18 protein-coding genes and 1 pseudogene are annotated in these 19719 nt (G+C 70.7%); 5 read left to right on the forward strand and 14 right to left on the reverse strand.

Annotation, left to right across the window (positions count from 1 at the left end; genetic code table 11):
• Positions 1–360: 360 nt before the first annotated feature.
• Entirely contained in the window at positions 361–603 is a 243-nt protein-coding gene (locus OG747_RS11645) for a hypothetical protein (protein WP_405879242.1), read from the forward strand.
• 59 nt (positions 604–662) lie between these two features.
• Here the strand turns inward: OG747_RS11645 and OG747_RS11650 are convergent, their stop codons facing one another.
• From OG747_RS11650 to OG747_RS11675, 6 genes are all read right to left on the reverse strand, one after another.
• The gene (locus OG747_RS11650) at positions 663–1415 is read right to left on the reverse strand and encodes an endonuclease/exonuclease/phosphatase family protein (protein ID WP_405879243.1); all 753 of its coding nucleotides are present in this window, start codon (positions 1413–1415) and stop codon (positions 663–665) included.
• Between the two features lie 234 nt (positions 1416–1649).
• Entirely contained in the window at positions 1650–2603 is a 954-nt protein-coding gene (locus tag OG747_RS11655; RefSeq protein ID WP_405879244.1) for an ROK family glucokinase, read from the reverse strand.
• 54 nt (positions 2604–2657) lie between these two features.
• On the reverse strand, positions 2658–3128 hold the full coding sequence (locus tag OG747_RS11660) for a DUF5304 domain-containing protein (protein WP_405879245.1): 471 nt from the start codon (positions 3126–3128) through the stop codon (positions 2658–2660).
• 90 nt (positions 3129–3218) lie between these two features.
• A complete protein-coding gene (locus tag OG747_RS11665; protein WP_405879246.1) occupies positions 3219–4397 on the reverse strand; it encodes an ArsA family ATPase in 1179 nt (392 codons plus the stop codon).
• Between the two features lie 160 nt (positions 4398–4557).
• Positions 4558–5016: an SRPBCC family protein gene (locus OG747_RS11670; protein WP_405879247.1), complete on the reverse strand. Its 459-nt coding sequence runs from the start codon at positions 5014–5016 to the stop codon at positions 4558–4560.
• 154 nt (positions 5017–5170) lie between these two features.
• Positions 5171–5968 carry a metallophosphoesterase gene (locus OG747_RS11675; protein ID WP_405879248.1) on the reverse strand — a complete coding sequence of 266 codons (798 nt, stop codon included), beginning with the start codon at positions 5966–5968 and terminating at the stop codon, positions 5171–5173.
• Positions 5969–6298: 330 nt separating this feature from the next.
• Between OG747_RS11675 and OG747_RS11680 the strand changes: the two genes are divergently transcribed.
• On the forward strand, positions 6299–8095 hold the full coding sequence (locus OG747_RS11680; RefSeq protein WP_405879250.1) for an AMP-dependent synthetase/ligase: 1797 nt from the start codon (positions 6299–6301) through the stop codon (positions 8093–8095).
• 19 nt (positions 8096–8114) lie between these two features.
• Here OG747_RS11680 and OG747_RS11685 read toward each other — a convergent pair whose 3' ends face one another.
• Both OG747_RS11685 and OG747_RS11690 read right to left on the reverse strand, forming a co-directional pair.
• On the reverse strand, positions 8115–9698 hold the full coding sequence (locus tag OG747_RS11685; protein ID WP_405885511.1) for a GMC oxidoreductase: 1584 nt from the start codon (positions 9696–9698) through the stop codon (positions 8115–8117).
• A gap of 332 nt (positions 9699–10030) precedes the next feature.
• The gene (locus tag OG747_RS11690; RefSeq protein WP_405879251.1) at positions 10031–11173 is read right to left on the reverse strand and encodes a glycosyltransferase family 4 protein; all 1143 of its coding nucleotides are present in this window, start codon (positions 11171–11173) and stop codon (positions 10031–10033) included.
• Between the two features lie 179 nt (positions 11174–11352).
• Between OG747_RS11690 and OG747_RS11695 the strand changes: the two genes are divergently transcribed.
• Complete coding sequence (locus tag OG747_RS11695) at positions 11353–12585, forward strand: glycosyltransferase 87 family protein (RefSeq protein WP_405879252.1); 1233 nt, start codon at positions 11353–11355, stop codon at positions 12583–12585.
• A gap of 7 nt (positions 12586–12592) precedes the next feature.
• Here the strand turns inward: OG747_RS11695 and OG747_RS11700 are convergent.
• From OG747_RS11700 to OG747_RS11725, 6 genes and pseudogenes are all read right to left on the reverse strand, one after another.
• Positions 12593–12901, reverse strand: a pseudogene (locus OG747_RS11700) (MATE family efflux transporter); the annotation flags it as partial.
• Positions 12902–12922: 21 nt separating this feature from the next.
• Positions 12923–14089: a hypothetical protein gene (locus tag OG747_RS11705; protein WP_405879253.1), complete on the reverse strand. Its 1167-nt coding sequence runs from the start codon at positions 14087–14089 to the stop codon at positions 12923–12925.
• Positions 14090–14215: 126 nt separating this feature from the next.
• Positions 14216–15277: an NlpC/P60 family protein gene (locus OG747_RS11710; protein ID WP_405879254.1), complete on the reverse strand. Its 1062-nt coding sequence runs from the start codon at positions 15275–15277 to the stop codon at positions 14216–14218.
• Positions 15278–15545: 268 nt separating this feature from the next.
• Positions 15546–16586 carry an NlpC/P60 family protein gene (locus OG747_RS11715; RefSeq protein WP_405879255.1) on the reverse strand — a complete coding sequence of 347 codons (1041 nt, stop codon included), beginning with the start codon at positions 16584–16586 and terminating at the stop codon, positions 15546–15548.
• A 304-nt stretch (positions 16587–16890) separates the two neighbouring features.
• Positions 16891–18240 carry an NYN domain-containing protein gene (locus OG747_RS11720; RefSeq protein ID WP_405879256.1) on the reverse strand — a complete coding sequence of 450 codons (1350 nt, stop codon included), beginning with the start codon at positions 18238–18240 and terminating at the stop codon, positions 16891–16893.
• 34 nt (positions 18241–18274) lie between these two features.
• Positions 18275–18514, reverse strand: a complete 240-nt coding sequence (locus tag OG747_RS11725; RefSeq protein ID WP_405879258.1) for a hypothetical protein — start codon at positions 18512–18514, stop codon at positions 18275–18277.
• 152 nt (positions 18515–18666) lie between these two features.
• Between OG747_RS11725 and OG747_RS11730 the strand changes: the two genes are divergently transcribed.
• A complete protein-coding gene (locus OG747_RS11730) occupies positions 18667–19398 on the forward strand; it encodes a rhomboid family intramembrane serine protease (RefSeq protein ID WP_405879259.1) in 732 nt (243 codons plus the stop codon).
• On the forward strand, positions 19395–19676 hold the full coding sequence (locus OG747_RS11735; protein ID WP_101405598.1) for an Lrp/AsnC family transcriptional regulator: 282 nt from the start codon (positions 19395–19397) through the stop codon (positions 19674–19676). Before OG747_RS11730 ends, OG747_RS11735 begins: the two co-directional genes overlap by 4 nt.
• Positions 19677–19719: the final 43 nt, after the last annotated feature.

The following is a 19719-nucleotide window of genomic DNA, read 5'->3' on the forward strand; positions in this document are numbered from 1 at the left end:
ACCGTCAATTGAGGAACCCCAACGGCGAGCAACCACGTCCGTGAGAGCGGCGCCGGTTTAGGCGCAACGGAGCGCCGCCCGCGTGATCGAGCGGTCGCGGGACGAGCCCGAGCAGTTCGCCGCGCTCTTCGACCGGTACGCCGGCGCGTTCGCCGGTATTCTCGTCCACCCCCGTGCGCAGCACGCCCCGGGCACAGGCGGTGCGGGACGTCTCGCCCCCGGCGAGCGGCAGTTTCCGACTCACCGGTCCCCCTCCCCGTCCGTGATGCTGTCATCCGATCAACGACCATCCCGGGAAAGGGTCACGCATTCGACCCACACACTCACACACGAAACCCGCACAGGGCAGGACACCGACAGATGACGAATCACTACGGATATCTAAGGAAAATCAGATCCCCGAAGCGTGGACCCGACGGAAAAATCGTCAAGGACCGCAACTACCAAAGGTTCAAGAAGCGCCGGGCGGTGGCCGAGCACACCCTGGCACGCCTCAAGGACCACCAGATCCTGCGCCAGTGCCGCCGACGCGGCGAGGGCATCGATCACGCTCTCGCCGACATCGCCGCGCTCCACAACCTGAAACCGGAGGTCACCGCCTGACGAAGCACCCGGCACCCACCATAGGGAAGGGCGCCCCACCAGGCATTACGGGATATCTCTTAGGCGGCCGGGATCCTGAGGGCGGCCAGGACGGGCAGGTGGTCCGTGGCCGCCCTCAGGTCTGTCTCCGTCACGCCGGGGTGTCCCAGCGGGACCCCGCAGCCCAGGACCTCGATGCCCTTCGTGGTGAAGATCGCGTCGATGCGCTGGTGGGGTTCGGTGGGGGTCGAGGTCTGTTCCGCGCCCCAGGGGCGGGTGGCCCAGGCGTCCTGGAGGGTGGTGGCCAGGCGGGTGAAGGTGGGGCCGTCGGGGCGTTCGTTGAGGTCGCCGCCGGCGAGGGCGTGCGGGGTGCCCAGGGCGGCGAGGCGGTCGAGGAGCCGGCCGCCCTGCTCCCGGCGCTCGTCCTTCTGGAGCGAGAGGTGACAGCTCAGCACGCCGAGCCGGGCGCCGCCGAAGCGGACGACGGCGGTGGCGAAGCCGCGGCGGTGCAGGCCGGGGGTGAGGGGCAGCAGGACGTCCTCGGTGCGTTCGACGGTGGCCCGGAGCGAGCAGAGCAGCGCGGGGCCGGAGGCCGTCGCGCCGCCGGAGAGGATCACCTGGCCCGACGCGGCCGCGAGCCGGGCCAGCTTCTTGCGCCAGCGGAAGAAGCGGGGGGCTTCCTGGACGAGGACCAGGTCGGGGGCGCAGGCGGTGATGACCCGCGCGAGGGCGTCGGTGTCGTCTCGCATGGAGCGGATGTTGTAGCTGAGCACTCGGATGACTGCGGAGCCGTCGGGGTCGGTGTGGGAGTGGGGCAGCGGGGTCGTCGCCATGCGGATCAAGATACGTCGACGCGGCGCGGGGAGGGACGGGAAGCTGCGGGTGGTTCGCTGACTGCGGGTGGTTCGCTGACCGCGAGTCGTTCGCTGACCGCGAGTCGTTCGCGGCTGGTCGCGCCCACGCGGCGGAGCCGCGTGATGTCACAGCCCCGCGCCTCCAAAGAGGCGCCCGCCGTGCCCCGGAAGGGCGCGGCGGGCGGTGGTGTGTGTACTGCGTGATCACGTCGGTTACATGATCGGGTCGGGCTCCCTGGCCAGGTCCGCCGCGCCCACGAGACCGGCCTTGTTGCCCAGTTGGGCGGCGATCACGTCGGCCACCGGGCGCCAGTTGCCGCCGACGAGCCAGCGCTTGTACGACTTACGGATGGGGTCGAGAACCAGCTCGCCCTCGTCCGAGAGGCCGCCGCCGACGATGAAGGCGGACGGGTCGAAGAGCGAGGCCAGGTCGGCGAGGCCCGCGCCGGCCCAGCGGGCCAGCTCGCGGTAGGAGTCCACCGCGACCGGGTCGCCCTGCCGCGCGGCCACCGAGATGTGCTTGCCCTCGATGCCGTCGGGCGTGCCGTTGCCCAGCGCGAGCAGGATCTCCGCGTGCTCGGGGGTCGCGTTGGCCCGCTGCTTGGCGTAGCGGACGAGGGCGCGGCCGGAGGCGTACTGCTCCCAGCAGCCCTGCGAGCCGCAGCCGCACAGCAGACCGTCCGGCACCATCCGGATGTGGCCGAACTCGGCGGCCACACCGAAGTGCCCGCGGCGCAGCTTGTTGCCGATGATGATGCCGCCACCGAGGCCGGTGCCCAGCGTGATGCAGATGACGTTTCGGTGGCCCTTGCCCGCGCCGAACTTGTACTCGCCCCACGCTGCCGCGTTCGCGTCGTTCTCGACGACGACCGGCAGCCCCACGCGCGCCTCGACCTCGGCCTTGAGCGGCTCCTGCCGCCAGTCGATGTTGGGCGCGAAGTAAACGGTCGAGCGCTGGCGGTTCACGTATCCGGCGGCACCGATGCCGACACCGACGATGTCGTGACCCGCGCGCGCGCCCTCAACGGCGGCGGCGATGGCGTCCACGATGGCCTGCGGCGTGGTGGGGGTCGGCACCTTGTGGGTCGAGAGGATATTGCCTTCCTCGTCGACCACACCGGCCGCGATCTTCGTGCCGCCGATATCGACGCCGATGGTGAGTCCCATGAATCCCTCAGTTTCGGTCGAGCCCCGCTACGGCCAACCGTACCCGAGGGGTCTTTAGTCCAAGTCAATCCGCTCCCCCGGACCGGTTCCCTCGTCGCGAGGGTCCGTGTCCCGGGTCGTCCAGCGGCGTTCCTGGGCCTCGACGGCCGAGCGGTAGGCGGCGAGCAGCTCGGAGCCCGCGGCCGCGAGGTGGTCGAAAACATCCGGGTTGCGCTCGATGACCGGCTCGACGACCGCCTTGGCCTGCTGCACGACCTGGCTGACCATCTGCTGGGCGGTGCCCGAGGCGACCACGCCGAACAGTGGCGAGTTCAGTCCGGACAGCTTGTCGGCGACGGTGTCGACGAGCTTGCGCAGTTCCTCGGCGGCCGAGCCCGGCGGTGGGCCGTACTGGGCCCGGCGGCGGGCCTTCTCCGCCGCGAGGTCCTCGGCGCACGCCTTCGCCCAGGCGTCGGCGTCGGTCGCGCGCACTTCGTCGACCGCCTCCTGCTGAGCGGCGTCGGGTGTGGGGCGCTCTTCGCTCATGGCGGACTCCTGCCTACGGTTCTTCCCTTCGACGGTACCCGAACGGGGGTACGCGGTTCACCGTCCACTCGGCCACAGAGGGGGACTCGGTCATTTTCCGCGCGGCCACAGATCCGGGTCCGGCGCGAACCGCACCCTCAGTTCGCCCTCGCGCAGGGCCGCGCCGGCCACGGTGCAGCGGCGCAGGGCGGACGGCAGCGGCACGATTCTCCGGAACTGCCCCACGGTGACGACGAGTTCGTCGCCCCGCCGGACCAGGTCCAGTTCCTCACGTATCGCGCCGGGCAGCGGGATGTGCCATACGAGGACCCGGTCGCCGCCGTCGTCGGCGGGCTGGTCGGCGACAGGCCACTCGACCGGGGTGGGCGCCGGGTTGACACCGGGCACGGGGAGCGCGTCGAGGTCGTCGGTGCCGCGCGGGTCGCGGCCGAGGTGCGGGACCTCGTGGACGGCGTACGTCTGCTGCCAGTCGTCCAGCGCCTTGCGCTGCTGGGCGGCGAGGGCGCCCAGCCAGGTGTCCGCGGTGGCGGCGGGCAGCACGCGGCTCGCGAGCAGCGCCTCGACGCGCAGGCCGCGCAGGGCGAGGCCGGTGGTGGCGGCGCGTACGGCGTCGGTGCCGGCCGGGCCGGGCTCGGCGACCAGCCGTACGGTCGTGGCGCGGTCCTCGACGACCGCCTCCACCGCGGCCAGCTCGATGTCCCAGCGCGCCGCCGTCTCGTACAGCCACTCGGCGGGCATCGGAACGCCCGCGAGGCGGCCGAGGACGGGGCGCAGGGCGCGGGCCGCGTGGCGCTCCGGCGGGAGCAGACGGCGCAGATAGCGGCGCAGCTCCTCCGGGAGGGCGAGGAGGGCGAGCGCCTGCGGGGCCGGCGGGAGGTCCACGACCAGCAGGTCGTACGCCTGCGAGGTCGCCGCGTCGCGCAGTGCGCGCAGCAGGGCGAGTTCCTCGGCGCCGGGCAGGGGGGTGAGTTCCTCGGCGTCCAGGCGGGCGGCGCCGAGCAGGTCCAGGGCGGTGGTCGCGCGGTCCTGGAAGGCAGTGAGGTCCTCGCGGAAGCGTGCGTTCGCGTCGGGGCGCCAGGTGGTGAGGTGCGGCGCGGCTTCGGTGGGCTCCGCGCCGGTGTGCACGCCGAGTACGGCGCCGAGGGTGTCGGTGCGGTCGGCGGTGAGCAGGAGGGTGCGGGTGCCCTGGCGGGCGGCCTTCAGCGCGGTGGCCGCCGCGATCGTCGTACGGCCGGTGCCGCCCTGGCCTGTGATCAGGATGGTGCGCATTGAGTGAACGCTACCTGCGTCGAGCGCCCCCGCCGCCGGCGCCCTTCCCATCCCTGGGGGCTGGGCCCCCAGACCCCCCCATCGGCCTGAACGGCCTCGTCCTCGAACGCCGGACGGGCCGAAAATGCGGGCCGGCAGGACAACAGGGTGCGGAGCGCCCTCAGCCCGCTTCCCCCGGCTGCTCCCCCGACTCCACCCGCTTCTTCAGGCCCGCCAGCGCCCGGTCGATGATGACCTTCTCGGCCTTGCGCTTGATCATGCCCAGCATGGGGATCTTGACGTCGACCGTGAGCCGGTAGGTGACCTCGGTGGCGCCGGCGCCCGCGGGCTTGAGGAGGTACGAGCCGTCCAGGGAACGGAGCATCTGGGACTTGACCAGGGTCCAGGAGACCTCGTGGTCACCGGCCCAGGTGTAGCCCAGGGTCTGGTCGTCCTTGATGGCACCGGCGTCCATGACGAGGCGTACCCGCTCGGCGCGGCCCTGCTCGTCCGTGGCGAGCACCTCGGCCTCCTTCACCTCGCCGGTCCAGTCCGGGTAGCGGGCGAAGTCGGCGATGACCGCCATGACGTCAGCCGGTGCCGCCTCGATCGTGATGCTCGAGCTGGTGTGTTCCGCCATCGCCGTGGCTCCTCCAGATGCGGTCCGGTGAGGGAGGGTGGTGCGCACGTGTGTGCAGCGTGAAGGCTACCGCGCGCCCGCCGAACCATTGCCACCCCACCTGGGGTTCACCGCACCCGGTTCACCGCACCCGGTCACCTCACCCGGTTCACCTTCACCACTCCAGGACCCACGGGCGGCCCGACGAAGCGAAGTGACCGACGTTCACGCACTCGGTCGAACCGATCCGCATCCGGCGGGCGAGCGGCTGGTGGACGTGGCCGAAGAGGGAGTAACGGGGCCGGGTGCGGCGGATCGCGTCCAGCAGGGCACGGGAACCGCGCTCGAAGCGCCGCGCCACCGTGTCGTACACCAGCTCCGGCACCTCAGGCGGAATGTGCGTGCACAGCACGTCGACCTCGCCGACCGCCTCGATCTTCGCCGCGTACTCCTCGTCGTCGAGCTCGTAGGGCGTCCGCATGGGGCTCCTGAGCCCTCCCCCCACGAAACCGAAGACCCGGCCGCCGATCTCCGCCCGCTCACCGTCGAGGACGGTGATGCCGGGTCCGGCGTACTCCGGCCACAACGGCGGCATGTCGACATTGCCGTACGTCGCGTACGTCGGCGTGGGGAACGCGGCGAACAGCTCGGCGTACTGCTTGCGCACCGCCGTCTCGATGGCCGCGGCGTGGTCCACCCCGGCCTCGGCCCACAGCCGCCGCCCGAACTCCCGCGCCTCCGCGAAACGGCGGGCGGTGCGCAGCTCGACGATCCGGTCCGCGTTCGCCTCCCCGAACAGGTCGGGGAAGATGCCGCGCGCGTGGTCGGCGTAGTCGAGGAACAGCACCAGGTCACCGAGGCAGAGCAGAGCGTCCGCGCCGTCGCCGGCCCGGGCCAGGTCACGGGCGTTGCCGTGCACGTCACTGACCACATGAATGCGCGTCCTGTGGTTGCCGACCGGTGTGGGTGCCATGGCGATCAAGCGTAGGCGTGTGGGGCAAACGTGAATAGAGGCGGTCGGACCTGCGGTTACTGGCATGCCAAGAAGAGCGTGGACTACTGTGCGCAAAGGAACGCCAACCGGTGTGACGCGCCACCCCGTGTGACGCGTCGGCCTGTGTGACGCAGCGAACATCTCGCCGGGACCCCCTATCGAAACAGCCGTACCGGTGGGTAACGTCCGGGCAGTCCAGTCGTGCTCAGGATTTCAACAATGATGTTCCTGGGTACCTGCCCGAGCCTTGGACCGCTCCGTCGCATCACACACCGTCGTGGCGTCGGCGCCCTATGAGGAGCAGCAGTCTTGCGCGAGTTCAGCCTTCCGGCTTTGTATGAGGTCCCTGCGGACGGAAATCTGACCGACATCGTCCGCAGAAACGCCGCGCAGCATCCCGACGTCGCCGTCATCGCCCGCAAGGTGGGCGGCTCTTGGACGGACGTCACCGCCACCGCCTTCCTCGCCGAGGTGCGGGCCGCGGCCAAGGGCCTGATCGCCTCGGGCATACAGCCCGGCGACCGGGTCGGCCTGATGTCCCGTACCCGCTACGAGTGGACGCTGCTCGACTTCGCGATCTGGAGCGCGGGCGCGATCACCGTGCCGGTGTACGAGACCAGTTCGGCCGAGCAGGTGCAGTGGATACTCGGCGACTCGGGCGCGAGTGCCTGCATCGTCGAGCTGGACACGCACGCGGCCTGCGTGGAGTCGGTGCGCGACCGGCTGCCCGCTCTCAAGCACGTCTGGCAGATCGAGGCCGGCGGGGTGGAGGAGCTGGGGCGGCTCGGTCAGGACGTCAGCGACGCCACCGTCGAGGAGCGCAGCTCGCTCGCCAGGGCCGACGACCCGGCGACCATCGTCTACACGAGTGGTACGACCGGCCGTCCCAAGGGCTGTGTCCTCACCCACCGCGCCTTCTTCGCGGAGTGCGGCAACATCGTGGAGCGGCTGCGCCCCCTGTTCCGTACGGGCGAGTGCTCCGTCCTCCTCTTCCTCCCGCTCGCGCACGTCTTCGGGCGGCTGGTGCAGGTCGCGCCCATGATGGCGCCGATCAAGCTGGGCTGCGTCCCGGACATCAAGAACCTCACCGACGAGCTGGCCGCGTTCCGGCCGACGCTGATCCTCGGTGTGCCCCGCGTCTTCGAGAAGGTCTACAACTCGGCGCGTGCCAAGGCGCAGGCGGACGGCAAGGGCAAGATCTTCGACAAGGCGGCGGACACGGCGATCGCGTACAGCCGCGCCCTGGACACCCCCTCGGGCCCGTCGATCGGTCTGAAGATCAAGTACAGGACCTTCGACAAGCTCGTCTACAGCAAGCTGCGCGCGGTGCTGGGCGGTCGCGGCGAGTACGCGATCTCCGGCGGCGCTCCGCTCGGTGAGCGCCTGGGCCACTTCTTCCGCGGCATCGGCTTCACGGTCCTGGAGGGCTACGGCCTGACGGAGTCCTGCGCGGCCACCGCCTTCAACCCCTGGGACCGTACGAAGATCGGTACGGTCGGCCAGCCGCTGCCGGGTTCCGTGATCCGCATCGCCGACGACGGCGAGGTGCTGCTGCACGGCGAGCACCTGTTCAAGGGGTACTGGAACAACGAGGCCGCGACCGCCGAGGCGCTCGCGGACGGCTGGTTCCACACGGGTGACATCGGCACCCTCGACGAGGACGGCTACCTCCGGATCACCGGCCGCAAGAAGGAGATCATCGTCACCGCGGGCGGCAAGAACGTCGCCCCGGCCGTGATCGAGGACCGTATCCGCGCGCACGCGCTGGTCGCGGAGTGCATGGTGGTCGGCGACGGGCGCCCGTTCGTCGGCGCGCTGGTCACGATCGACGAGGAGTTCCTGGGCCGCTGGGCCGAGGAGCACGGCAAGCCGGCGGGCTCCACCGCGGCGTCGCTGCGCGAGGACCCGGATCTGCTGCGCGCGATCCAGGACGCGGTCGACGACGGCAACGCCGCGGTGTCGAAGGCGGAATCGGTGCGGAAGTTCCGCATTCTGTCCTCCCAGTTCACGGAGGAGTCGGGCCACCTCACGCCGTCCCTGAAGCTCAAGCGCAATGTGGTGGCGAAGGACTACGCGGACGAGATCGAGGCGATCTACCGCGGCTAGCGGTCCGACTGGGCGGGTCTCATGGCGCGGTGTCCTCGGCGAGGATCCGCGCCATGCCGCGTTCCGCGAGCGCGGTGATCGTGACGAACGGGTTCACACCGATCGAGCCCGGCACGAGCGAGCCGTCGGTGACGTACAGGTGCGGGTACCCCTTGACCCGGCCGTAGTTGTCCGTGGCCTCGCCCAGCACACAGCCGCCGAGCGGGTGGTAGCAGAAGTCGTCGGCGAAGGTCTTGTTGTTGCCGAAGAGGTCGTAGCGGTAGATCGTCGCGTTGGCCGAGTTGATCCGGTCGAAGAGCTTCTTGGCCATGCTCACGGAGACCGCGCTCTGGGCGGCGGTCCAGCCGAGCTTGGCGGAGTCCGTCGCCGCGTCGTACGTGAAGGACGCGCGCTCCGGGTTCTTGGTGATCGCGAGGTAGAGGCTGATCCAGTGCTCCAACCCCATGGGCAGCGGGGCGATTTCGGCGAAGACGGGGTTGGACGTGTTGGCCCAGTCGTCGATGCCCATGACCGGCATGGTCGACTGGTTGGCACCGACGGTGTCCCAGATGTGGTTGGCGCGGCCCGTCATCACATTGCCGTTGGTGCCCCAGCCGGTGCCCACGCCGGCGTCCAGTGCGGGCAGCGTGCCCGTCTCCCGGGCCCGGACGAGGAGTTCGGTGGTGCCGAGGCTGCCGCCGCCCAGGAAGAGGTACGTACAGCTGTACTGCTTGGTCTCCACGACCGCGCCGGTGGTGTCGATCCGGTCGGCGGTCAGGGTGTACGTGCCGTCGGTGGCCCGGCTGATCGCCCGGACCTTCTCCAGAGTGTGGATGGTGACGTTGCCGGTGCCGAGCGCGGCGGCGAGGTAGGTCTTGTCGAGGCTCTTCTTGCCGTAGTTGTTGCCGTAGATGACCTCGGCCGCGAGCGCCGACTTGGTGGCGGTGCCGGCGGCCTCGCGCTGCATGTAGGCGAAGTCGTAGACGTTCGGGACGAAGGTGGTCTTCAGGCCGGTGTTGGCGGCGGCCTTACGGGAGGTGCGGGTGAACTGGTACCACTCCGTGGACTCGAACCAGGTGGGGTCGACCGTGTTGACGCCGAGCATGGTGCGGGCGCGCGGGAAGTAGGTGTTGTACATCTCGGCGGCGTCGACGGTGGGGAACTGCTCCGAGAAGTACGACTGGAGGGGTGTGACGGCCATTCCGCCGTTGACCAGCGAGCCGCCGCCGACGCCTCGGCCGACGTACACGGACATGTTGTCGTAGTGGACCCGGTCCAGGACTCCGGGGTAGAGGCTGATGTCCTTGTTGACGACGTCCAGCCAGAGGAAGGTGGCGAGCGGGGCCTCGGTGCGGGTGCGGAACCACATCGAGCGCTCGTCGGGGGCGCTGGTGGAGCAGAAGACCTTGCCGTCGGAGCCGGGCGAGTTCCAGAGCTTGCCCATCTCTATGACGAGCGTGCGGATGCCGGCCTGGCCGAGACGGAGGGCGGCCACGGCGGCGCCGTAGCCCGAGCCGATGACGATCGCGGGGGCGGTGTCGACCGCGGCGGGCTCGGCGGCGTGGGCGGACTGGAGGCCTACGCGGGTGAGGCCGGCCGCGGCGGCCGTCTGGAGGGCGACCATGCCGAGGATCTGGCGTCTGGTCAGATGGCGGGCGGCCAACTGACGGTTACTCATCTGATGATGAGTCAGTTTTTCTGTCATGGGCGCAGCATCGGCGGATTATTTGCTTCCGCCTAGGGGTTTTGCCGGGATTTCAGGGGGCGCTGCGGGGAGTGTGACGAGTGCGCGTGGGTTGTAACTGATTGCGCAGTTCCCCGCGCCCCTTATCGGGGCGCTGCGGTGAGTGGAACGGGTGCGGGTGAGTTGTGGCTGGGCGCGCAGTTCCCCGCGCCCCTGCCGGGGCGCTGCAGTCCCCCCAGACGCAACCAGCCTCCAGCCCCAGCCCCAGCCCCTTAGAGCAACTCCTTCAGGCGTTCCGCCAGGAGGTCCCAGCGCCACCGTTCCTCCACCCACTCCCTCCCCCGTTCGCCCATGCGGCGGCGGAGTTCGGAGTCGCCGAGGAGGGTGATGACGCGGTCGGCCGAGTCGTCGGGGGAGTCGCCACGGACCACCCAGCCCGTTTCACCGTCGAGGACCGCGTCGGGGGCGCCGCCGGAGTCGCCGGCGACGACGGGAAGGCCGGTCGCGGAGGCCTCCAGGTAGACGATGCCGAGGCCCTCCACGTCGAGGCCGCCGCGGCGGGTGCGGCAGGGCATCGCGAAGACGTCGCCCGCGCCGTAGTGGGCCGGCAGCTCCGACCAGGGGACCGCGCCGGTGAAGCGGACCGCGTCGGCGACCCCGGTGTCGTACGCCAGCTTGCGCAGGTCCTGCTCGTACGGGCCGCCGCCGACGATCAGCAGCACCGCGTCCGGCTCCTTGGCGAGGATGCGGGGCATGGCGAGGATCAGCGTGTCCTGGCCCTTGCGCGGGACCAGGCGGGAGACGCAGACCACCACCGGGCGGTCGGTGAGGCCGAGACGGGCGCGGATCGTGTCGCCGCCCGAGCCGGGGTGGAAGGTCTTCTCGTCGACCCCCGGCGGCAGCTGGACCATGCGGGACGCGGCCTCGGGCGTCAGTGCGGACGCGATGCGCGAGCGCGTGTACTCGCCGAGGTAGGTGATCGTGTCCGTGGACTCGCCGATCCGGCGCAGCAGCCGGCGCGCGGCCGGCAGCTGGGCCCAGCCGGCCTCGTGACCGTGCGTGGTGGCCACCAGGCGCTCGGCGCCCGCCCTGCGCAGCGCGGGCGCCATCAGGCCGAGCGGGGCCGCCGCCCCGAACCACACCGACGTACAGCCATGCTCGCGCAGCAGCCCGACGGCGCGCCGGGTGGCGCCCGGTGTCGGCAGCAGCATCGTCGTGCGGTCCCGGACGACGGTGAAGGGCTGCTCGGCGTCGAAGGCGGCCGTCGCCAGGGCGCCCTCGCGGCCGCGCTTCCAGGTGGAGGCGTAGACGACGAACCGCTCGGGGTCCAGGCGCAGCGCCATGTTGTGCAGGAAGGCCTGGATGCCGCCGGGCCGGGGCGGGAAGTCGTTGGTCACGATCAGGGTCTTGTGCATCGCGCTCGACCCTACCGAAACCAGTGAAACCGCACGCGGGCGGTACGGAAGGGCGAAGCTGTATCCGGCCGGTACTCACAGTGCCGTACGGCCGCGCTTCATGGCCCTCGCACAGCCCGGTGCGTCATCATGTTTCCGCACAACCGGACAAGCAGCCGACGAACGAGGGTCAGGTGGGCATGACAGGCAGTAGGGGGGAGAGGTTTCCGTACGCGCTGCTGGGAACCTGGGGCCTGACCAGGCTGGTGCTGCTGCTCTTCGTCTTCAAGGTGTTCGTCTTCCCGGGCCCGGACGTCACCAGCGACGTCTCGGTGATCTACCAGGGCTGGTACGAGATCCTGCGCACCGGCGCCTTCCCGCTCGACGACGTCACCTGGCAGTACCCGCCGGCCGCCTCGCTCGCGATCCTCTCCCCCGCGCTGCTGCCCTTCCTCGACTACCCGTCGGCCTTCTTCGTGCTGGCCTTCCTCGCCGACCTGATGGTCTTCGGGCTGCTCCAGTACGCCGGTCTGCGCCCCGGCAAGACGCTGCGCGGCGCCTGGGTGTGGGCGATCGGCGTCCCGCTGCTGGGACCGACGGTCTATGCCCGTTACGACCTGATGGTGACGGCCCTGGCGGTCGCGGCGCTCTTCGCGGGGGCCCGCCATCCGCGTGTGATGGGAACTCTCGCGGGCTTCGGTGCGCTGGTGAAGGTGTGGCCGGTGCTGCTGCTCGTCGGGGCCGTGAAGCGCCGCGCGTGGGCCGCGGCGGCGGTCACCGCCGGGGGGATCGCGGTGCTGTTCGGGCTGGCGATGCCCGGCGCCTTCTCCTTCCTGACCTTCCAGCGCAATCGCGGCACCGAGGTGGAGTCGCTGGGCTCCCTCGTCTTCCACGTGGCCCGGCACTTCGGCTGGAACGGGCAGGTGCTGCTGAACTACGGCTCGGTGGAGTTCCTCGGCCCGGGCGTCGACGTGGTGAGCACGGCGGCCCTCGTCCTCTCCGCGGTCGCCTTCGGCTGGCTGCTGCTGTGGCGGCTGTGCGCCAGGCATCTGCGGTCGCACACGCTCGCCGACGCCGCGTTCGTGGCGGTGCTGATGTTCACGGCCACCAGCCGGGTGATCAGCCCGCAGTACATGGTGTGGCTGGTCGGGATCGGCGCGGTCTGCCTGTGCTTCCGGGGCAGCCGGATGACCCTGCCGGTCGGGCTGGTGCTGAGCGCGTGCTTCGTGACCGTCCTGGAGTTCCCGTTCTGGTTCTCGCACGTCGTGTCCAGCGACTCGCTCGGCATCACCCTGCTCTTCCTCCGCAACGGCCTCCTGGTGATCGCCGCGCTGCTCGCCGCCCTGGAACTGTGGCGGAGCACCGTGTCCGACCCGGCCCCGACTTTGCCCGCTCAGGCCGCCCGCACCAAGGAGACCCTGCGCTCCTCCTGACGCCGGGCGCGGTGTGGATCGAGGCGGTCTGCCGCACCGAGCAGAAGGCCATGGTCGCGAGGTACATGACCTTGTACGCGATGGAGTACGCGGCGACGGCCGTCACCCCGAGCCGGGCCACGATCGCGACCGGGACCAGCGCCCCGCCCTGCCGCACGGTGAAGTCGGCGGACATCGGCAGGCCGGTGCGCAGGGTGCGGCGGAGTGCGGCGCCGGTCGCCTCCGAGGGCCGTACCGCCGCGGCCTCGCGCAGCAGCGCGTTCCGGCGCAGGGCGCGCGGGCCCACCGCCAGGGCCACGCAGCGGCATCGCCCAGTTGGACACGACGGGGCGCTGATTCAGCCGAGCCGCGCCTTCAGATACGCCCGCCACTGCTCCGTGAACTTCTGCGGCGTCGTGTGCAGCACGTCCCGCAGCGCGCCCTCGACCGCCCCGGCCCGCTTCTTGTGGTCGCCGACGGCCCGGTAGAACTCGTTCAGCCGGGCCTCGCCCCAGCGGTCGGCGATGAGGCGGCAGGCCATCCAGCCGCCCTCGTACGCCCGCGCCAGCCGCGCCGCGTCCCCGGTGAACCCGAAGTCCTTGTCGTCCGGCAGAGCGGCCGGCACATGCCCGTCGAGCACGGCCCGTTCGAGCTCCGGTGCCGCCTGGGCCGCCGTACGGCCGCTGCCGCGGTAGCCGACCCAGTCCGCGAAGCCCTCGGAGAGCCACAGGGGCGTTGCCGCGGTGGTGTGGGCGCGGGTGGCGACGTGCGTCGTCTCGTGGGTGAGCACGACCTGCTTGCCGAAGTCACCGAGGACGCCGTAGGCCTCGGGGTTGACGATGACCCGGTCCGCGGGCGCCTTCGCGGAGCCTCCCACCTCGCCGGTGGTGACCGCCGCGATCCCCCGGTACCCGGACGCCGGCGCGCCCAGCAGCCCCGCCATGCCCTCCAGCGACTTCGGTACGAGCACGACGACGTGCCCCGACCAGTCCGTGCCCCACGCCGACGAGACGGCGGGCACGGCGTGGTCCGCGAGAGCGGCGTACGCGCGCAGACGTTCGCCGGACTGTCCGACCCCCAGGACGAGGCTGTGCTCGCCCCGGACGACCGTCACCGCCCCCTGCTCCCACAGCTGCTGACCGGTCTTCTCGGCGGGCTCGTCGGAGGCGACCCGCCAGGCACCGCCGCCGCGGGTCAGACGCAGGGTGCGCGCGGTGCTGACGGGCGCCTTGTCGTAGCCCTGGATGCGGTAGCGCAGCTCGGCGTCGGCGGTGGCCCGGTCGCCGGAGTGGTGCAGGTCCGTCAGGCGGTACGACCAGGCGGCCAGCGGGACGGCGCGCAGCCGTGTGAACTCCGCGACCGACCCGGACGGTTCCCCGGTGGCCCGGTAGGCCGACTCGTTCCGGTCCAGGACCGCGACGGCCCGCCGGTCCAGGACCCGCTGCACATCGGCGGACGCGGTGTCCGGGGCCGACCGCCCGCCGCAGCCGGTCAGCACGGCGAGCAGCAGCGTCAGGGAACACATCAGCGCACACCCCGCCCGCGACGCACGCCCTCGACCAGCCACGTTCCCGATCGTACGGCGCCCGGGCCGAGCGTTCGGACCCGTGTCCCAGAACGGTGTCCCAGACCCGCGTCCCAGGCCCGCGTCTCAGACCCGTGTGACGGACGAGATCGGCATCATGCCCACCGGGTCGTAGCGAACCGGCGCTCCGGGATAGGGCGCGTGGATCACCTGGCCGTTGCCCACATACATCGCGACATGGCTGGCGTCGGAGCGGTAGGTGACGAGGTCACCGGGCTGCGCCTGGGAGAGCGGCACCTGCCGTCCGGCGTACCGCTGTTCCTGCGAGGTGCGCGGCAGCCCGACCCCGGCCTGCCGGTACGCCCACTGCATGAGGCCCGAACAGTCGAAGCCGCCGGGCCCGTTGGCGCCCCACACGTACGGGCGGCCGAGCGCGGAGCGGGCCGCGGCGAGGGCGGTCTCGGCGCGTCCCGAGGCGGGCGCGGCACTGCCGAGGCCGGCTGCGGCACTGCCGAGACCGGGGATGTCGGCGCGTCCGGAGCGGGAGGGCCGGTCGAAGGCGGCGCGCTCGGCGGACGGCAGCGCGTTGAGCAGTTGCCGCGCCTTGGCCAGCTTCCGCTCCACGGTCCGCTTGTGCTGGGCGACGGCCTCGGTGCTCTTCTCCAGCTCGGCGAGTTTGGCGGTCGCCTCCTCGTGCTCCTGGGCGAGGTCGCGCATGGCGAACTGAAGGTCCTTGAGTTCGCCTGCCTGGTGGGTGTTGATCCGGTCGAGCGCCGCAGCCCGCTCCAGGTACTCGGCGGGGTCGTCGGAGAAGAGCAGCGCCAGGGAGGGGTCGAGGCCGCCCGCCCGGTACTGCGCCCCGGCGAGCGAACCGAGCGCGTCCCGCATGGTGTTGATGCGCTCCTGCTGCCGGGCGATCCGGTCCTGTTCCGTACTCACCTCTTCGCGCAGTGCGCCGGCGCGTTCGTCGGCCTTGTCGAACGCCTCGGTGGCCTTCTCCGCCTGGGTGTACAGGCGGTCCACCTCGGCCCGGGTGTCGTCCTTCGGTGCTGCGGCGGCCGGTACGGCCCCCAGTGCGGCGGCCGCGACGGACACCACCCAGAAGACTCTGCCGGCGATGCCGGCGATGCCCGCGGCGCTGACGCCCCGGTCGAACCCGGACGGTGCACGGCGGCGATGGGACCCCACGAGTAGCCGCTCTCCCTTCCACTGACGGTCCCCCGGAGTTGGGGGGAAACGCGCCAGACAGTAGCCGTGCGACTACACACCGACCAAAGACCTCGGCGGGCATACAACACGACGCCCCGCCGGAGACGCAGGTCACCGACGGGGCGTGGGGTCAGCGGGAGTTACCGCGATTCGCCCGTTCGGGCGGCGTGGCGAGGGGAACTCCGGAAGGTTCGAGGGAGACTTCGGAGGGTTTCGAGGGGGACTTCGGAGGGTTCGGTGAGCCGGATCAGACCCGGACGCCGAACTGGAACGCCCCGCCGATGGTGCTCATCGACTCGTAGCGCACGTCCGTTCCGGTGCGCGGGGCGTGCAGCACCTGGCCGTTGCCCGCGTAGAGACCGACGTGGTGGATGTCGCTGAAGAAGAAGACCAGGTCGCCGACCTGCAGATCGCTCTGCGAGTAGATGCGGGTGCCGATGTTCGCCTGCGACTCCGAGGTACGCGGGATGGAGACACCGGCCTGGGCGTACGACCAGGAGGTGAAGCCCGAGCAGTCGAACTCGCTGGGGCCGGTGGCGCCCCACTGGTACGGCCTGCCGACCTTGGTCTGTCCGGCGGAGAACGCGGCGCCGGCGCGCCCGGAGCCGGCCTCGATGGGGCCGTTGAGGACGCTGCGCGCGCTGGCGCGGCTGGCGCGGGCCTGCTGCTCGTCGAGGGCGGCCTTCTCCTTGGCCGTCAGGGTGTTCAGGAGCTTCTGCGCGTCGGCGAGCTTGCCCTGGACTTCCTGCTTCTTCTTCTTGAGTTCCGTACGGGTGTCGGAGAGGTCCTTGAGCTTCGCGGAGGCTTCCTGACGCTCCTGGGCGAGCTCGCGCTGCTTCTCCTGGACCTTCTTCAGCGCCTCGACCTGCTGACTGCTCAGCTGGTCCATCGTGGACGCCTTGTCGAGGTAGTCGCTCGGGTCCGAGGAGAGGAAGAGCTGCACGGAGGGGTCGATGCCACCGGTGCGGTACTGGGCGCTGGCCATCGAACCGAGGCCGTCGCGCAGGGTGTTGAGCTCGTCCTGACCGCGGGCCACGTTGTCCTGCAGGGTGCTGATTTCCTTGTCCAGCTTGTCCTGCTTCTCCTTGGCCCCGTCGAGCTTCTCGGTGGCCTGCTCGGCCTCCTGGTAGAGCTGGTCGACTTTGGCCTTGACCTCGTCCTTGCTCAGCTTCTCGCTGGGCGCGGCGTTGGCGGCGTTGGCGCTGAGGGCCACGGCAGCGGCGGCGACGGTGGTGAGCACGGTCACACGGGTGCGGCTCGGCTGCTTGGGTCGACGGTGGGACGCCACGAAGGCGAGCTCCTTCTTCCTCCAGCCGCCTGCCGAGTCGCCGACGGGCGGTGTCCCCCCACCGTCACTCCCGATGAGTGATCACCCGAGTGGAGGTTCGAGCCCCGACCCTAGTGACCTTCCTGTGATCAGTTCAAATCCAAACCTGATAATTCTTTGTCACCCAGCGCATTCTTTACACTCAACTCACGTGCAGTGATCCGGGCTTGACGCTACGTTGCGTGAAGGTTTCGCCAATTCGGGCATCACGCCCAGATGTTATGCATGGGACTTACGAGCCCTATGGGACGTAGGGCCCAGAAGGTCAACTGCGCGAAAATCGCTTGAGAAGCACCACCGAGGCGACCGGCCGCGCGCCCGCCTTGGCGATCCCGTCGGCCACCTCACGGTCGGTGGAGACGACGATGACGGGCCGCCCTGGCGGCTCGGCGCGCACCAGCTGGCGGATCAACTCGTCCGCGGTGACACCCGGCTTGGAGAACAGCACCCGCACCCCGCGCGGCGGCGCGAGCAGCACGGGCGCGGCCAGCTCGGCCCCGTCGAAGACACAGGTCACCTCGGCCCCGGTCTGCGCGGCGAGCTGCGACAGCTGTCCGAGCAGCCGCAGCCGCTGCTTCTCGAGCGGCATCTGCGGATAGCCGGTCTTGGTGACGTTGTAGCCGTCGACGACCAGATGCGCCTGCGGGAGCGCGAGCAGCTGGTCGAGGATCGCGGGATCGTTTTCGGACAGCGCACGGGTGGCGATGTCCTTTGGTGTCATCCGTCCCGGTTCGACCGCGTCCACGGTCTCCGCGGGCCGTACGGAAACGGGTGGCAACGCGAGTTCGCGCCGTAGCCCCTGCGCCGCGTCCAGCACGGTGTCGAGCAGCAGGCGTACGCGCATGTCCTCGACGCTGCGTCCCTCGCGGGCCGCCTTGCGAGTGGCCTCCAAGGCCGCCTCGGCCTCCGCGAGCCGCGCCTTGAGCCGCCGGGTCTCGCTCTCGGCGGCGGACACCTGGGCCTGCCCCTCCGCCCGCCCGGTGTCCATCTCGCCCTGCAGTTTGCGCAGCGCGGCCTCGCCCCGCTTGACGTCGCTGAGGGCGCCGCGCAACTTACGGTGAAGCGATTCGGCTTCCTTCTTCGCCGACTCCAACTCCGTACGCAACCGCTCGGTTTCGGCCCTGGTCTGCCCGCGCGCCTCCGCGAGCTCCTCGCGCAGCCGCTCCAGCTCGGCCCGGCTCTCCTCGTCGGCCCGCTCGGCGTCCGCCCGCAGGGCCTCCTCGCCCGCCGCGGTCACCAACTTCACCCAGCCGACGGGGCGCAGCACATAGGCCGCGGCCGCCACGTCCAGCGGATCCGCGGCCGGTGGCGGCGCGCCCGAGTCGAGGGCGCCGGCGAGCTCCGGCTGCGCCTCTCTGAGCTTCTCGGCGATACGCTGCCTGAACAGCGGGTCGGTCTCCAGCGCGGCAGCCATGGCGTTACCGGCGAACTTCGCCCGCCGGTTGGGAGCGAACCGCGCATACTGCCGCAATTGGGCGGGCAATTCGGCGATGGTCAACCCGCCGAACCCGTCCGACACGATCTGCACGACACGTCGGCGCACGCCGTCGGGCAGCGGACGGTCGAGCACCTCAGCGGTGCCGTCGTCCGGCTCCCCGCCTGTGGTCTCCACCATCCGTCACCCCAATGTCTGTGCGGGGCCCGCTCCCTCAGGAGCCGGCGCCCGGCCTGTCCACCAGTTCCACCTGATCCACCGCGTTGCACCAGCGGCAGCGCACCGACTCGATGGTCTCACTGACCACCTCACGCTCCTCGACGTTCGGCTCACCGGCGAGGTCGAGGTGCACATACTCGACGACCTTGGAGGAGCGGGTCACGTCGAATCGCGTGAGGTTGCCGCAGAGCATGCAGCGCCAGCGAGTCTCGGCGGTCGGCAGGGGAACCGTCATGTGGCAGTCGCTTTCCTTCTAGTGTCCGTCCAGCGCCAGTCTCTGGTGCGTGTGGCTCGTTACCCTACGGCCTGGCGGGTACTCGACGCTCGGCCGTCCACGGCGGCGAGGCACTCTGTGCACATCGGTCCGGTTACGTCATGCTCTGGTCCATGATCAGCAAACGGGGTACGACAGTCGGCAGAGCGATGCGGGGTCAGTCCGCGCCGGTGGCGTACGGGCTGATCATCCTGTGCTGTCTGATCTTCCTGATCGGCCCGGCCTCGGGACTCAATCCGGGGTACGGCACCGGGGACGAGCTGCTGGTCGCCCAGCGTGCCTACTTCCGGCGCTGGGGCGTGATCCCCGCCGAGCTCCTCGGCGGGACCCCGAGCGCCCTGCTCACCCCGGCCACGGCCCTGTTCATCCACGGCAGCTGGCTCCACCTCCTGGGCAACATGCTCTTCTTCTATGTGTTCGGGGCGATGACCGAGGAACGCATGGGCCACGTCCAGTTCGCCGTCTTCTACGTGGCCTGCGGCTATCTCGCCCTGCTGGGCTACGCGATCGCGAACTCCACCTCCGAGCAGACCCTCGTCGGCGCCTCAGGAGCGATCTCCGCCGTCCTCGGCGCGTTCCTGTACCTGTTCCCCAAGGCCCGGGTGACCAGTCTCTTCCCGTTCCTCTTCTTCCTGCCGCTGCGCTTCCCCGCCTGGGTGGTGCTGCCCTTCTGGGCGACCCTTCAGTGGCTGGCGGCGGGCCGCAGCCCCTCGGGTCCCGGGGTCGCCTATCTGGCCCACCTGGTGGGCTTCTCGGTGGGCTTCGTCTACGCGTGGGTGCGGTTCGGTCGGCCGACTAGAGTGAAAACCCCAGCAGCAGCACCCGAGGGAGAAAACCAGCCGTGATCACCGCGATCGTGCTCATCAAGACCAGCGTGGACCGGATCCCCGAGATCGCCGAGTCGATCGCCGCGCTGGACAGTGTCAGCGAGGTCTTCTCCGTCACCGGCACATACGACTTGATCGCCATGGTCCGGGTGAAGGCCCACGACGACCTCGCGGACGTCATCCCCGGCAAGATCAGCAAGATCCCCGGCGTCGAGGCGACGGACACCCACGTCGCGTTCCGCACGTACTCCCAGCACGACCTGGAGGCGGCTTTCGCGATCGGCCTCGACAGCTAGGTAGGGGTGAGTAGGCGCGGGTGAGTGGGGAGCGGAGCCCAGG

It is taken from the genome of Streptomyces sp. NBC_01384, from assembly GCF_045040035.1.
Lineage (GTDB): Bacteria > Actinomycetota > Actinomycetes > Streptomycetales > Streptomycetaceae > Streptomyces.